General features: G+C 40.7%; 14 protein-coding genes. 6 read left to right on the plus strand and 8 right to left on the minus strand.

Annotated features, from left to right (window positions below):
• The first annotated feature begins 329 nt into the window (after positions 1-329).
• A protein-coding gene (locus tag R7V76_RS11990) for an IS3 family transposase (RefSeq protein WP_318092690.1) occupies positions 330-1450 on the plus strand; the annotation gives its coding sequence in 2 pieces (ribosomal slippage) (positions 330-579 and positions 579-1450; 1122 coding nt in all).
• A gap of 193 nt (positions 1451-1643) precedes the next feature.
• Here the strand turns inward: R7V76_RS11990 and R7V76_RS11995 are convergent.
• Together R7V76_RS11995 and R7V76_RS12000 are read right to left on the minus strand one after the other, a co-directional pair.
• Positions 1644-2090, minus strand: coding sequence for a hypothetical protein (locus R7V76_RS11995; protein WP_318092691.1), 447 nt, complete (start codon positions 2088-2090; stop codon positions 1644-1646).
• Positions 2077-3057 (minus strand): bacteriochlorophyll 4-vinyl reductase, encoded by a 981-nt coding sequence (locus R7V76_RS12000; RefSeq protein ID WP_318092692.1) that lies wholly within the window; start codon positions 3055-3057, stop codon positions 2077-2079. The genes R7V76_RS11995 and R7V76_RS12000 overlap by 14 nt, the downstream gene beginning before the upstream one ends.
• Positions 3058-3288: 231 nt before the next feature.
• On the opposite strand from R7V76_RS12000, the gene R7V76_RS12005 reads away from it, so the two are divergent.
• Positions 3289-4116, plus strand: a complete 828-nt coding sequence (locus tag R7V76_RS12005; protein WP_318092693.1) for a tyrosine-type recombinase/integrase — start codon at positions 3289-3291, stop codon at positions 4114-4116.
• On the opposite strand, the gene R7V76_RS12010 is transcribed toward R7V76_RS12005, so the two are convergent.
• The 3 genes from R7V76_RS12010 to R7V76_RS12020 all read right to left on the minus strand — a co-directional run bounded on the left by R7V76_RS12010 (position 4085) and on the right by R7V76_RS12020 (position 5550).
• On the minus strand, positions 4085-4924 hold the full coding sequence (locus tag R7V76_RS12010; protein WP_318092694.1) for a tyrosine-type recombinase/integrase: 840 nt from the start codon (positions 4922-4924) through the stop codon (positions 4085-4087). The genes R7V76_RS12005 and R7V76_RS12010 overlap by 32 nt on opposite strands.
• Positions 4921-5355, minus strand: coding sequence for a sigma factor (locus tag R7V76_RS12015; RefSeq protein WP_318092695.1), 435 nt, complete (start codon positions 5353-5355; stop codon positions 4921-4923). The genes R7V76_RS12010 and R7V76_RS12015 overlap by 4 nt, the downstream gene beginning before the upstream one ends.
• A 66-nt stretch (positions 5356-5421) precedes the next feature.
• Complete coding sequence (locus tag R7V76_RS12020; protein ID WP_318092697.1) at positions 5422-5550, minus strand: hypothetical protein; 129 nt, start codon at positions 5548-5550, stop codon at positions 5422-5424.
• Positions 5551-5897: 347 nt separating this feature from the next.
• Between R7V76_RS12020 and R7V76_RS12025 the strand changes: the two genes are divergently transcribed.
• Both R7V76_RS12025 and R7V76_RS12030 read left to right on the plus strand, forming a co-directional pair.
• Positions 5898-6920 (plus strand): OB-fold nucleic acid binding domain-containing protein, encoded by a 1023-nt coding sequence (locus tag R7V76_RS12025; RefSeq protein ID WP_318092698.1) that lies wholly within the window; start codon positions 5898-5900, stop codon positions 6918-6920.
• Between the two features lie 11 nt (positions 6921-6931).
• Entirely contained in the window at positions 6932-8188 is a 1257-nt protein-coding gene (locus R7V76_RS12030; protein WP_318092699.1) for a phospholipase D-like domain-containing protein, read from the plus strand.
• Between the two features lie 108 nt (positions 8189-8296).
• Here the strand turns inward: R7V76_RS12030 and R7V76_RS12035 are convergent, their stop codons facing one another.
• Genes R7V76_RS12035 through R7V76_RS12045 form a run of 3 tightly spaced genes read right to left on the minus strand, consistent with a single transcriptional unit; the run spans position 8297 to position 10806 of the window.
• Positions 8297-9214: an IS30 family transposase gene (locus R7V76_RS12035; protein ID WP_318092785.1), complete on the minus strand. Its 918-nt coding sequence runs from the start codon at positions 9212-9214 to the stop codon at positions 8297-8299.
• 58 nt (positions 9215-9272) lie between these two features.
• Positions 9273-10412, minus strand: coding sequence for a transposase (locus R7V76_RS12040; RefSeq protein ID WP_318092700.1), 1140 nt, complete (start codon positions 10410-10412; stop codon positions 9273-9275).
• Positions 10339-10806, minus strand: coding sequence for a transposase family protein (locus R7V76_RS12045; protein WP_318092702.1), 468 nt, complete (start codon positions 10804-10806; stop codon positions 10339-10341). The genes R7V76_RS12040 and R7V76_RS12045 overlap by 74 nt, the downstream gene beginning before the upstream one ends.
• A 372-nt stretch (positions 10807-11178) precedes the next feature.
• On the opposite strand from R7V76_RS12045, the gene R7V76_RS12050 reads away from it, so the two are divergent.
• Positions 11179-13551 (plus strand): S8 family peptidase, encoded by a 2373-nt coding sequence (locus R7V76_RS12050; RefSeq protein WP_318092703.1) that lies wholly within the window; start codon positions 11179-11181, stop codon positions 13549-13551.
• Positions 13552-13790: 239 nt separating this feature from the next.
• Positions 13791-15182, plus strand: coding sequence for a TcaA 3rd/4th domain-containing protein (locus R7V76_RS12055; RefSeq protein WP_318092705.1), 1392 nt, complete (start codon positions 13791-13793; stop codon positions 15180-15182).
• Positions 15183-15184 lie beyond the last annotated feature (2 nt).

Here is a 15184-nt window from a genome sequence, read left to right on the forward strand (position 1 = left end):
CATTTCACTTCACTTGAATATACGTTTTTGCCCATGCAAAAACACCTCCGATATTAGTACTTTTTAAAAGTGTACCACTCCGAAGGTGTTTTATATTGTCTCAAAATTTTAGGTTAGCCCACTTACGCAATGTTAGTGAGGTAATGTTTTCAATACTATGGGAATAGAGTTAAAAAGGACTGATTCCTATGTACGAGATCGAAGAACTAGATCCGCGTATTCACATAATGACGATGGAAAAGAATTGGATGGTCTACAGTTAGTTGGACATAAACCTTAAGGTCAATTAGACTTAGGAAAATTATGAACAGCAGAGGAGAATCACCTTCATGAATAAATGGGAACGAAGAATTTTTAGCGATTCATTCAAACAACAGATGGTTCAACTCCATTTGAATGGGAAATCACGCGCCGATATCATTCGGGAATATGACTTGACGCCTTCGGCATTTAATCGCTGGATCAACCAAAGTAAGACGACCGGATCTTTTAAGGAAGAAGATAATTTGTCAGATGAAGCGCGCGAGCTACGTGTGCTTCGGAAGCATGTCCAACAACTGGAGATGGAGAATGATATTTTAAAGCAAGCCGCGCTGATCATGGGACGAAAGTAAGTGTGATCAAGAATAATCGACATAAATACTCGGTATCAGCAATGTGCAGCGTCCTCCAATTACCCAGAAGTACGTTTTATTACGAAGCGAGACAGCGACCATCGGTCGACGATGTAACGGAAGCCATCCGTGAAATTTTCCGACGCAGCCGAGAGAACTACGGCACGCGTAAAATCAAGGTCGAACTCCAAAAACAAGGGAAATGCGTCTCTCGTCGCCGAATCGGACGCATCATGAAAGAACAAGGGCTCGTCTCTACGTACACGCTTGCGCAATTCAAGCCTAAAAAAGAAGCGTGCAACGAGTCGATGGAAGCCAATGAATTGAATCGCACGTTCAAGCAAGGAGAAGAGCTATCCGTTGTCGTCAGTGACCTAACATACATCAAGGTCCGTCAAAAATGGTATTATGTATGTGTATTTGTTGATCTCTTTAACCGAGAAATCATCGGGCATAGTATGGGCGAGCGAAAGGATGCGCAACTGGTCCATCGTGCTTTTACTTCCATTCCTCATGATTTGCGTCGTATCCGGATGTTTCACACGGATCGAGGACGAGAGTTCAACAACCGTCTGATTGAGGATGCCCTTCATACGTTCGGAATCCGTCGCTCGTTGAGCGAAAAGGGTTGTCCGTACGATAACGCAGTCGCGGAAGCCACGTTTAAAATCATCAAGACAGAGTTTGTCAAAAAACGAGTGTTCTCGAGTTTGACGGAGCTGGAACGCGAGTTCCAGGATTACGTGAATTGGTTCAACCACCTTCGCATACACGGTACATTGGATTATCAAAGCCCCGTTCGTTACAAGCAATCACTCCTTAAGAAGATTGTCTAGTTTAGTGTTGACAATCCAAAGAATCAAATTACTGCCTTCAAGTAAAAGATAAGGTGTAAAGCGAGTTATTTAGAACATCGAAGATTTCATTCGTATCATTCTTCATATCTCAATTGGAATATTTTTATGTTTTTTTTCAAAACATAAAGTAAAACGAATTTCATACACTTTTCATGAAGCTGTTAAATTATTATTAAATGCCCATTCCTACTGTCAGTTGTTCATGGTCAAGCTGCAGATGACGCAGCGAACCAAACTTCGTTTTTTGCAAAATATCGAGTGAAGAGAGATCGAGACAAAGGATTCGATTCTCATAGTGCGTGAATGGTGCTTTAGTGAGATAAGAGGCATTTGATGTTTCAAAATCGAGTGGTTTTACTTTTAGAACGTTAAAATAAATCGTTCGTGATTCGACACGGTTCGGTGATAATAATATCGAGACGCGTTGTTTACGTGACAAACCAAATTTTTTGATGTGTACAGATCCAGATAAATCAATATGGTCTGGTGTGATCACAACTTGAATATCTTCTAATTCATTGATTCGTTCAGACAACGCTTTTTGAATCAGCTCTTGGGATACAGGGACAGAAACAGCTAAAGCTGATAATTTACCGAAGAGTTGTTTACCGATTTCCATGATAATAGCTCCTTTTCAATTGCTCCATGATTGACATATATTGCTGTTGTGAGATTGTTCCTGTCTGGTGCATTTGCTTAATATTACTTTGTTGTGCAAGGAATTCTTCATATGAAAGTTTAGATGGAGTTCCTTGCGTTGTCGGCGCGACAGTTGCTTCGGTAGACGGATCCAACTCAATGATCGTCTGAATTTCTTTTAAATCAGTTTCTTGTTGATGGGTCGTGTAGTCGATGGATAAAGCAAGTTCCTTTTGAAGGCGTCCGCCCATTTGTTTTAAGGCAATCAGCGTGAAGCCACCAGAAATGACACCACCGACAATAGGAATGATTTTTCCGACGCCTTGGGCAAATAATTTCTTATTCATTTTAAATCCGATTGAAGCAGCGATTCGTTTGATCAACGGATAATAGATCGTTCGTGTCAAAGCTTGCTGTGGAAGCTTAGTTATGGCTTGTTGCGCAAGGCGTGGTGATAAAACTCGCAGACCAGCCGCAGATCCACCGACTCCGAACATGACGCCCATATAGAGAATGAATTGGTTGCGGATGCGTTCTTCATTGATGACGCCGTCTTCCCATAAATCCTGATAGCCATACAAATAAGCTAATTGTTGAGAAAGGCGAATGGAAGTAGCCAAAAACTGTACAGTGTCCGCTGGAATAGTGGCAGCCATTGCAAAGCCACCTGGTAGTCCAGCGGCAAACGAAATAGTAGTACTCTGAGCAGTTGCTAAATTGATTAATTTCCGTGCTTTTTGCTGAAGTTCTTTTTTGGTTGCGCCGATGGCTATCGGACCGGCATCCAGTAACCGGATTCTTGTCATATTATTCGGGATGCTTCCTTTGAATTGATCACACAAAAAAGCTGTTCGATCAACACGGATACCTGGTACTTTGAGTAACTGTGTCAACACAGTTTCTAATGCGTTATTTTGTAAGTCATCCATAGGGAGTTGCTGAGTCATATATTTGTTCCTCCAGTTCTATAAGGGTAAACACGTTTATAATCCTATTGTACCTATTGTCATCTATTTAATTCCCTTAAAATGGTTTTTGAGGGCAACTGGTAATTTAAAAAACTAGTTGAACGCTTTTCAATTTTGGATAGGGTTAAAAAAGAACATAGTGTTCTGAAGAGGTTCAAAGAAAAATGAAAAGGGAATTCTTTTGTTAGGACAACTAAAGGAGGACTTTTCATGACACACTTTTCCTACTTGGAGCATTATCTGGTGTCACATATGATATATAGTAAACAAACGATTAAAGCCTACCGAAGTGATTTACGGCAAATGAAGAAGCTTTGTGTCGAATGGTCAGTGAAGTCCCTTCAAATGTATTTTGATCAGTTGATTCAACACTATAAACCAGCAACGGCGATGCGACGCTATCATGCGTTGACGGCACTCGGAAATGAACTGGTCCGTGCGAAACGGCTTAAGGCCAATCCAATGAAACAAGTCCGACCGATTATCCATCAGCAGATTCAACAACGCGAACATCATCCGCTTGAAGAGGTGATTCAAACGATTCGCCAAATCAATCATCCAACGTATCGTCTTTTCTTCGAACTCATCAGTCAAACGGGCCTCCGCTTCATGGAGGCCCGTTTGTTGTCGATCGAAGATATTCAGTTGGATGGCTTAACGCTACTCGTCCGGCACGGTAAAGGGCGACGCCTGCGGACGGTTCCGTTAGGCGTGAATCTGGTCAATCGATTACGCAATTTTCTTAGCGGTCGAACGACAGGACTTGTCTTTCGGTCAGTGCGAGGACAAGCAATCAATGAGCAATCTGCCCGTGACGCCTTGCGTAAGCAGTCACTGGCTATGCGAGGACGACCGTTGCATCCGCATGATTTGCGTGTTGCGTTTGCGACCCATCTGTATCAGATAGCCGATTGTACGTTAGTTGAGATTCAGCGCCTGCTCGGTCACGGCAGCTCCCGGACGACGGAAGGGTATATTCTCAGCCGTGAAACAAGACTTCAACAGATCATGAATACGTTATCGGCGTCAGCCGATTGATCGAGGACCGGGCCACTTCAGACGATGGCAGGATATACTGTTGCGTCGTCTTGGCGTCACTGTGACCAAGCAGACGCATGATGGTCAGTAAATCCGCTCGATGTTCCCGGTACAATGTCGTTGCGAACGTCACCCGCAAATCGTGTGGTCGGAGTGTACGATGTAAGACTCGTTGACTGGTGAGCTGGAGTTGCTTCCGCGCTTGGTTCGGATCAAGTAAGCCGCCGGCAGTATTTTGGAACAACGGACCACCGCTTGATTGAACGTCGAGATAGCGTATCAGGACAGTGACCAATTCGTTATGGAGTGGAACGTAACGTGTTTTCTGTCCTTTACCATGACGGACAAACAGTTGCCGTTCGGTCAGGTCGATATCAGTCTGGTGGAGTTGTCGGGCTTCGTTGAAGCGAAGACCCGTATGTAACAGCAGGAAGTAGAACGTATACATCGTCTCGTCTTGCAGTGTCTCGATGACACGTCGGGCATCCGTGTAGCTGAAGGCAGTCCGGTGTTTTGGGATCGGACGAGTCGGTTTCTTGATGCGGGATAGCGGATTCGAGGGGAGAGACTTTTCAGCGACTAATGCGTCGAACAGTGTAGCGAGCGCATGAATCCGTCGGGAAGTAGTCGTCGGAGCATAAGTCTGTTTTAACAGTGTGATATAGCGGTGTAAGGAAGGAATGTCGATTGTTTCGGCGTGGGTACAGAAATGGCGGACATCGACGCGGTAAGCTTTTTTCGTCAGTGGACTGTAACTCGGAGACTGTTCAATGATTGCAAGTAACCGTTCCAAGTAAAACGTCATCATAGGAGAATGTCCTGTACTTTTCGTTTGAGTTCGGACTTAAGAGATCGGAGTCGAGCCGGGGAATAGCCGAGGGTGCCTTCGTTGCCATGAAGGAGAGCTTGCAGGATGGTGAATTCCTTCCGCGATAGTTCCTGTTTCAGTTGATCGAGTAAGTAGGTGAACGAGACTTGCTGCTGACGGGGGAGTTCCGGTAACGTCTCGACGGCGACTTCACCGGCCAGTGTCCGGTTGCGGGTCGCTAAGTAATCGAGCATTGCGCCTTTCGCCCGAATCCGAGCGAAGGTGACGGTCATGACCTTACCTTCTTCGATTGATTTCCAGAGTCGGAGAAGTGCGGCTTGGCGGCATTCATCCTGTTCATTCGGATGAATCGAGAGACGGGAGAGAAGAGAATTGACGAGGGGCATCCATTGTTTTAAAGCTTCATTCATGATAAGAAAATCCAATCTGAGATATGCATATCTATGTATTCCGCGGTAGTTTCAGTATAAGTAGAGTTATCCTCTCTTTTCAAATCTTCTTTTTTGAATCATGCCAACGGTTTTCTCATCTTTCAAAATGCCAATCCCCTTCATTTTCTCTATTCCATTCATCATTCTTCTTGAAAAACCGCCTGTTTCCGCCACGCGCTTCAGGATAACTCTACTTATCCAAGAGGGTGTTCGGGAAAATCTTTTATTTTGTAGACAGTAGCATTCTTCGGATAGAAGAATCAGAGAAAAGACTTCATGTTACATAGAATAAGGTGTAAAAATATTTTATTAAAAGAAAATCTACGTAAAAAAAAGGAACGGTCATACCGGCACAAAAAAACTCTGCTAGAATAGAATGTTTCTAGTTTAAGGTAATGAAATATAAGTATGTATTGACCGTTATTCATAAAAAAATTAATAAATCAATTTAGTGGTCATGTAAAATTAGAAATATAATGAAAAAATAAATATTAAATAGGGATTTTTAAGGAGAGTGTCACGTGGAACAATCTAAAAAAACATTTGCACTTTTAACTGCATTTATACTGCTTTTATTAGTTGGTGGAGCAATGTACAAATTAAACGTCTTTGAAAGTGAGAAAGAACAAGTAACAAAAAAGGTTCCATCTACAGCGAAAGAAAGTTTGTCAGAAATAAGCTCGGAACAGTCGATATCATCCATCACCGAGGCGATGAAAGGACAGCAACAAAGTATTATCGGAACGATTTCTAAACGGTCTACAAGTAAGGGGAATGTATTTTTAAAAGTAACGGATGATAGTGGAACAATTAGTGTTCCGATCTTCAAAGATAAACAAATTAATGTTGTAGCGTTGACGCCTGGAACCTTGGTTAAGGTGAGAGGAGAAGTAGATGTCTATCAAGATGAAATTGAAATCATACCTCAAGCAAAAGAAGATATTTCTTCAGTTGAAAAAGAAGTATCAGAACAAATTACAAGCGAACAAGTAGGGCAAACAAAAACGCTGTCAGCAGAAATTATTTCGAAGTATGTTCATCCGAAAGGACATATTTTCTTAACTGTTCAAACTACGAATAGTCAGACACTTAAAGTTCCGCTGTTCGCCAACTTAAAACCAGAAACAGCACAATATCCTGTTCATGCCATGACCACTATTAAAGGAAAAATTTCAGAGTATAAGGGTGAATTGGAATTAATACCCGAGGCGTTACAAGACGTACAGTTAACACAAAAAACTTCGGAAACAATCAACTCAAAGACACTAGCTACTATTAAAAAATCAGATCGTGGACAACAGATAATTGTTGAGGGCATGGTTGATCAAGTAGTTGAAAAAAATGGCCATTTATTTTTTGAATTGACTCAAGGAAAAATAAATATTAAATCTGTTTTATTTAAAGCAGATTCTCAAGAAATTGAGGGAAGAAAAGAACGAATTTATAATGCAATGGATTCCCGCTTCTCAATCCGAGTCATTGCAACAATCGATGTATATAAAGACGAGTTAGAGTTAATTATTGATAAAGTATTAGTGGATTGAAGGGGACGATCATGACAAATCGACAATTACTCGTTATCAACATTCTAGCGTCCTTTTTACCATGGGTATTGCCGCCTTTTTTAAGTCTCTTTTTGCTATTGATCATAGGTCTACCAAGTACTTATATATGGTATAAGAATAGATTAATAGATACTACGTTGGCGTACATTACACTTGGAGTAATGACTGTAGTAACCATCATTCACTTTTTCTTTTTTGATCAGATGATTTCTACAGGCTATGCTTTTGTTATCTTTAATTGTTTTATCATGCTGTTATTATTACAAAGAAAAGAAAATATAAGCATACCTCTTAAAACACCATCTGTTTTGATTCAGCAATCCCCAAGTGGTACAAATTTAAGTGAAGATGAAAACGAATTATCCAGAAAGTTGATACAACGGATGGATGTATATATGAATCAGGTATTACAGACACTTGAACGACAAATTGGTAAAACGATTCAAGACGCAAACCAATCATCATCTTTAAATATAGAAGAAATTAAAACGGCTATGCATAGTCAATCTACGACTTTAGAAACATATTTAAATGTATTGAAGGAAAAGATTGATACCAGTACAGACATGATAGAAAATCAGTCTAAAGAAGTTGAAGGATTAATGATGGATTTACAGATGTCTATGAGTCTGCATCAAGGTAAAGAAGAAAATCTTCGAGAGGTATTACACTTATTAAGAGAAGGATCATCGGAAGGGTTTCAAATCGAATTGATTCAAAAAATTATACAAGAGTTGCAAATGAAAGGTATGAAGATGACAAATAGTCGTTACGTAGAGAACCAACAAATGAAAGACTTATTTTATCGAGCACTCCATGAAGCTAAGTCAGAAATCTGTATTGTCAGTCCATGGCTTAGTTGGTGGTTAATTAATAATAATGAATTCGTAAAATTAGTTGAGGCTGCTCTTAAAAAAGGGGTTAATATAAAGATTGTTTATGGTATTGGATCGGATAGTAGTTATAAAAACAAAGATGACCGGGGAATGACTTCTGAAAAAGTAGTGGAACAATTAAAGAAAAAATGGCTAAAAAAAGGATATTCCGGAAAAATTAAATTTAAAAAATCTAATACGCACTTTAAGTTATTAATGTGTGATGAATTGTTTTTAGTTATCGGCAGTTATAACTTTTTATCGAATCAGGGGAAATTTGAGGAAGAAGGAACTTGGCATGAAGCGGGAGAATATGCAGAAGATCATGAACGTATTCGTCAATTAAAACAGATGCATTTTTCTTTTGAATAAAAATCAATAACTGATATAAAAATAAAGTAACTCAAAACATAATAGACGAAAGGTGAGCCTCGTATGAATTATTAAAATTTATACGAGGCTTTATTTAATGATGGTTTGTCAAATTAAGTGCAACACTTCTTCGGTGAAGACCTCGTATGCAGTTTTCCAGTTGAGACATTTTCGTGGTCTCCCATTAATCCAGGCGAGCGCTTGAGCGATTTCAGAACGACTGACCTTTCCGAAATCTGTCCCCTTCGGGAAAAATTCACGGAGAAGACCATTGGCGTTCTCGTTACTCCCACGCTGCCAAGAAGAATACGGATCCGCAAAATACATCGGTAAGCCTAACGTGTCACGAATTCGTTCATGACAGCTAAACTCTTTTCCGCGATCTGTCGTCGCAGTTTGGAACGTTCCCAACGGGAAGGAAAGATGTAATGCTTGAATCGCAGACTCCATCGATTGAGCGGACCGATTTTCCATCGGTACAGCGAGATAAAAACGACTCTTTCGCTCGACGAACGTCGCGACACAGGCTTTGGACGTCCCTCTACCCGACACAACAGTATCAAGTTCCCAATGTCCAAACGTTTGACGCCCTTTGACGTCGGTCGGACGTTTACTGATTGGCAGTCCGACGTTGAAGCGTCCGCGCGTCTCACGTGGTTTCTGACGCTTTCCCTTTTGCCGAAGGAGTTTAGAATCGGCCTCGATGAGGCCCATATAAATCCAACGATAAATGGTCTTGAACGAGAGTCCTTCTTCTTGGAATAATCGTCCGGCAATTTGTTCAGGGGACCACGTCTCCCTTAACTTTTCGAGGATACGGGCTCCTTTTTCGAGCGTAAACTTCGTACGTGCACCGCATTTCTTTTTTCGCTCCGCATAACGCTGGTCAGCATGAGACGAATCGTAGTGAGGATTTCGTTTCAATTCTCGTGAAATCGTAGAAGGTTGACGCCCCAGGCGTCCCGCAATCTTTCGGACAGAGAAACCTAGTGTCGACGTCAAGTAGAATTGGTTCTTACGCAATATTGGTGAATATGTATGAGGAAGAGTATCTTTCGATTTATAAAGTATCGTGATATAGGGTTTATTGATTAGAATACAGTACTTTTAAACGCAAAAGATTAAAACTAGCACGTCCATACATACTTCGTTTGACTAGTTTCAAACGGTTGACATGACCCTCGACGAGACCGTTATTTTCCTTCCGTTCACAGGCATGGAAAAGAGCACGTTTCTCCTGTAACAGCCTCGAGACAAAATTTTTAGTCGATGTGTCGTTTCGTGCGAGTTCCTTCTTCAAAAGTAAACAAAGATCAGCCCCGTTTTTTGCTTTTAACGCTTCACGAAAGCTTTGGACAAAACAAAAAATAGGACGAATGCAAGGAAAACGCTGGAGCAACCTATCGACTAGATGACGATGTCCGCTGGGACGGTTCATTTCCCATTTCCAAAGGAGTGAAGTAGCTGTTTTTCGTGAGATTCGTATGTCGATGTTCCGAGACCTATGGTCTCTTCTGATTTTTTCAATCTCTTTTCGGATACTGCTGTTAGAACCTGAATATCCTTCTTCCCGCATCAACCGCTGAATTTGTTTCATCGTTCGGTGCTGTCCTTCGAGTACTTCGAGACGAGATTTCCATTCATCGATTGCTCGCAAACGGCGTCTTTTTGATTGCTTCATGGGTTCTTTCAGTCGGAGATAATGATAGACTGTTGGTCGGCTGATATTGAACCGTCGCGCTATAGAGGCAATGGACTCTCCATTCGCCCGTGCCTGCTGGACTGTGAGTATCCTTTCCCATTTCGGATCGTATGACTGGATTTCCTGATCTACAGATGACATCGTTTCAGTCAATGGACTGATTAAGATAGAAGCCGGCAAGTGTGGCGTGAGTACGTGTTCATGAAGATCCCATAGGTTCTTTATCAGATGGAAGCGATCGAAGACTTCGATTATGGACGGCGCGGTTGTTGCGATGGCTTCCCTATAGGGAGCGTAGCGGTCACGAGAGACAAGAACGACTTCTTGATGTTCGATGAGCCAGTCTGCTACTATGCCGCTTTCCCGTGAGGGAAGCAAGTCGATCGGAAGATGGGTCTGGTGGTCGCAAATGATCGTCCCATAATCGCTCCCTTTCTTGAATGCAAAATCATCGATTCCGACAAAAGGGACTATTAATGAGCGATAACTTGGTCTGATATACGATTCGCAGCACGGTATCATGGCTGATCCGAATTCCTAGATGACGACAGACACGTTCGGTTTGCATCGCACTCATTGAAAAAGCTAGTTCACGGATTTGTTCTTCCAGTCGCCGACTTTTTCGCTTATTCGGAGGAAGCCATCCCAGACGTTCCGTGAAGATGCCTTGTGCACATAACTGATTTCGACAGAACCATTTTTGCAACTTTAAATGGACAGTAACTGGTCGGCCACCGTCCGGAACGTCCATCCAGACTCGTTCATAGGTGCTGTGTCGATGAGAAGAACAATTCCCGCAGCTAGGACAATGGGCTTCCTTACTGACGAGGACTGCGTACAACGTCAGTTGTCCATCATTTTGGAAAAAAGATTCGATTTGCAACCGTTCATCCAACTCCGATAACTCGGTCATCATCAGAATCACTCCTTTTAGTCATTCTATACCCGGATAGTGGCATAAAGACACGCTCACCAATATTGCGTAAGAACCACTTAATTCTAGCGGTTACACCTAGCTCGAGATACGTCTCTATTTTGACTCTTTCTGATATGGTAAGATGAACATAGCTCATAACGAATCCTCCGTTGAATTTTGTGTGGTAACTCTATTCTACACGAGGCCGTTATGGGTTTTTTTGTGTTTTCAGCTAGGTGTTGCACTTAATATTACAATTCGTCTAATAAAAATAAGAACCCACTATTTAAATGATAATTTTTTAAAAAAAGTAAATATTACCTTTTAATGGTATTTTTATAAAGCGTGAATATCTTAAAGGGGATTAAAAAAATGAAATGGAAACAATGGGTAAGTGGACTTGCTTTAGTAACGGTTAGTTTAGTTTGGTCGGAGACGAGTAATGCAGAAGAGTCAAGTAAACAACAGGAACGAGTCATCGTGCAAGTAAAGGGAAATAACGTGACACATACTTCAAAAGAAGTATTACTAAAAAAGACAAGTGCGTCTTCTGCTATTTATACATTAGATATTCCGTCTGGAAAAACAATGAAAAACTACATTAATGAATTAAAAGCACAACCGGAAGTCGTTAGAGTTGAAACAGATTACCGACTTAAACACTTATATACACCAAATGATTCGGATTTTGACCTTCAGTCTCAGCACGAAAATATTGAGACTCAAAAGGCTTGGAACAAGACGAAAGGTTCGGCGAACGTCATTGTTGCTGTGATTGATGATGGAATTGATTTATATCATGAGGATTTAAAAAATAATATTGTTAGTCCATACGATATCGTAGAAGGTTCTGATGAAACAATCCCGCTAGGTGAACATGGAACACATGTTGCAGGGATTATTGCCGGGGAAATTGATAATTACACCGGTGGAGCAGGTATCGCTCCCAAAACAAAAATCATGCCGCTTAATGTATTTGAAGGAGATGGCGCTTACTCATCTGATGTCATCGAAGCTATTTATCATGCGGTCGATCATGACGCTGATATCATTAATATGAGTTTAGGAAATTATTATTACAGTTGGTTATACCAAGAAGCAATAGATTATGCACACGATTCTGGATTAGTCATTGTTGCAGCGGCTGGCAATGAAGAAACAGATGAGCCTTCTTATCCAGCTTCTTATGATCATGTAGTATCGGTTGCATCTACGACACCTTGGGATTCTCCGTCCTATTTCTCTAATTATGGACCAACAATTGATGTTTCAGCACCGGGAAGTTACATTTATTCGACATTACCATATGATAAATATGGTGAAATGAGCGGCACGTCGATGGCTTCGCCTGTGGTCGCAGGAGTTGCTGCTCTGATTAAAGCGAACGAACCAAATTTGACTGGAGATCAAATCGTCAAGCGTCTGATTGAAACGTCAGATGATCTTGGAGACAAAGGAAAAGACGATGATTATGGATATGGTCGTGTCAATGCAGCTAAAGCTGTAAATACATCTGTTTACGGTCCACTTCTCGTAGACGCTTTTACCGACCAATCGATGCAAGTTACCGGACAACTTCCTTACGACGTATCTGGAGGAATAATTTCTGTTTATACTTCTTCGAACAAAGTTATCGGGCAAGTTAAGCAAAGTCAAAAAGGTAAATTCACAATTTCTGTACCAAAACAGCTTGGCGGATTGACTTTATCAGTATCGATTGAAGACGATTTGAAAAATAAAAGTTCCGTGACAACATTTAAGGTTATCGATAAAACATCACCAACCGTACCTAAAGTAAATGTATTCTCAGACTCGATGACAACTCTGACAGGTACAGCTGAAAATAAGAGTACTATCATTGCCATGAATGGAAGCAAAAAAGTGGGACAAGCAATAAGCAGTTCGGGAAAATTTTCAGTGAAATTACCTAAGCAAAAAGCTGGGACAATCTTAACAATTTACGCGATGGATGCGGCTAAAAATAAGAGTCGAGAAGTTCGCCTGAAAGTAATTGATAAGACAGCTCCAGCGGTTCCGACAGCCAGTGCTGTAACGACGAAAACCACCAGTATAAGCGGAAAAACGGAAGCGAAAGCAGCTGTCTATCTCTATAAAGGGACAACTAAAGTTGCCAGCTCGACAGCCGATGCTAAAGGAATGTATAAACTTACCTTTAAAGCCCAAGCAAGTGGTACAAAGTTATCTTTATATGCTATAGATAGTGCAAAAAATAAAAGTAAAACAAAATTGTTTACGGTTAGCGTCTTTAAGAAAAGTAATAGTACCTATTTAAAAGAACATTATGCTGCCGCAAAAAAAGGAACGATGTATAAGGCAGAGGCAAAGTTGTACGATCGAATGAAGATTAAAGGAAAAGATGCTATTTACGGTATTGATAGCACAAGTTGCTGTGTGTTCGGAAAGGTAAAAGCATCCTTAGTTTATGGAACCATTGGTTTTGATGAAAGATATCCAAATCATATCGGTGATATCATGACGATGCCGTCTTTTGATCAACGAAAGATCAAATGGACGGAGTTCACGAGTGCACTGGGAAAACCAAAAGTACATCTTAAGACGGAAAAAAATGAATGGAATAAGATGCTTTATGTAGTAAACAATCAAACGATAATTCGTTATGAACGTGCAGGGACACTGCAATATAAACCAACTACTAAAACAACTTTTTGGGCAGATTATGATTATAACGGATACGTAAGAGCATTTGGTTTAAGTAATTACTAATAAATTTTTCGTTTTGAACGGTGTAGTCGAATTTATGACACATCGTTTTTTTATTTTATTGCATACATAAAATACTCATTTATACCTGAATTTGAATATTTATTTTAAATATAAGTAAATAGATTCTTTTTATTACAAATTTAAGTTAAAATATATCTTTTTTGTGTTAATATCTTCTATGGATAAATTTAACTTAGAGAAGTTTGATTGTTCGTGTGAGATCAAAGGAGGTTTATGGAATGTCATGTGTGAATTGTGCGGATTCTGCGAAGCGTGGATTGAAATTTTGTCCGAGCTGTGGTGATGCTCTTAAAGGCCGCGAAGAAGAAAATAACCATATTGAAAAAGAAAGAGACGTAAAACCTATTCAGTCTAAAAAAGTGAGTAAAACAACAAAAGCTCTTCTATCAGCTCTTGTACTTCTGTTAATCGCTGGTGGAGCTTATTATGGGTTATCGACACAATGGTTTACCGTTGAGGCGACGACGAATGAAGTACGTGCTGCCATTCGTTCTGGTGATGCAAAGTTATTATCTGAACATACGGAGTTTAATGGAAAGCAAATCGATCAATCAATGGCTCAGCGTTTTCTGGATGCCTTGAAGGAGACGCCTGAACAAAAGAAATCATTTATGGAATATCTATTAATGGCGGGGACATCTCTTCAAGCTGAGAACGAAAGCGATGTTCCAGCACAAATTGTAGCGGACGGACGTCAGTTTGGGATATTCAAGGATTATCGTCTGCAGCTAGAGGGAGTGCGAACGGAAGTCATCAGTAACTTTGAAGGAACAAAAGTGACGCTTGTTAATCCGGTCGGGACAGAAAGTAGTAAGGCATCATCAGATGGTATCCAAATGGATGGTATATACCCAGGACTGACCGATGCCAAAATTGCCTATGATGGGGAATACGGAAAAGAGTCGAGTGAAGTCACAATTAACCCTTTAACCTTAGATGCTTCGAATCGAAAATATGAAATCACCTTAAAAGGTAACGCCGTCTTCTTAGATCAAACTTATCCAGACGCGTTTTTGATCGTCGATGGAAAAGTAACATCAAAGACGATTTCGGAACTTGATTCATACGGACCGATTCCGAAGAACGGGATTACTTTAGCTATTGAAAATCAATTTGCCTGGGGAGATGAGACATCAGAGGAGGTGCTCGTCAAACCGGATACGAAAAAAATTGATTTTGTATTTCAACCATCGGAATCTACTCTTGATCAAATCGAGCAAGTCGTTGAAGAACATGCTTCCGATTGGGTCGATGCAGCGAACTATCAGGATACGAGTTACTTCACACTTGTCGATGATGCTTCTTATATAGCGAAGCAACAAAAAAATTACGATGACTGGAGTAGAAAAGATTTGGAATGGGATGGCGAGTTCATGAGTGCCTCGATTGATCGTTCGTCTGCAAAGTTTGTTGAATATGGTGATACGGTCGGAATCGAATTAATGGCAACAACGTATATCCGTGGCGAACTTTATTCGTATGATAGCGAATCACCTGGAAAATCAACATCAAAATCACTCTTCCGATACCTTTTCACATATGGAAGTGCTCCGGATTCTGACAGTTATGAAGAGAGTTTTAGAATTCAGCAAGCTACAAACATTAAGTAAAA

The sequence above is a fragment of the Exiguobacterium artemiae genome (assembly GCF_033342815.1).
Lineage (GTDB): Bacteria > Bacillota > Bacilli > Exiguobacteriales > Exiguobacteriaceae > Exiguobacterium_A > Exiguobacterium_A artemiae_A.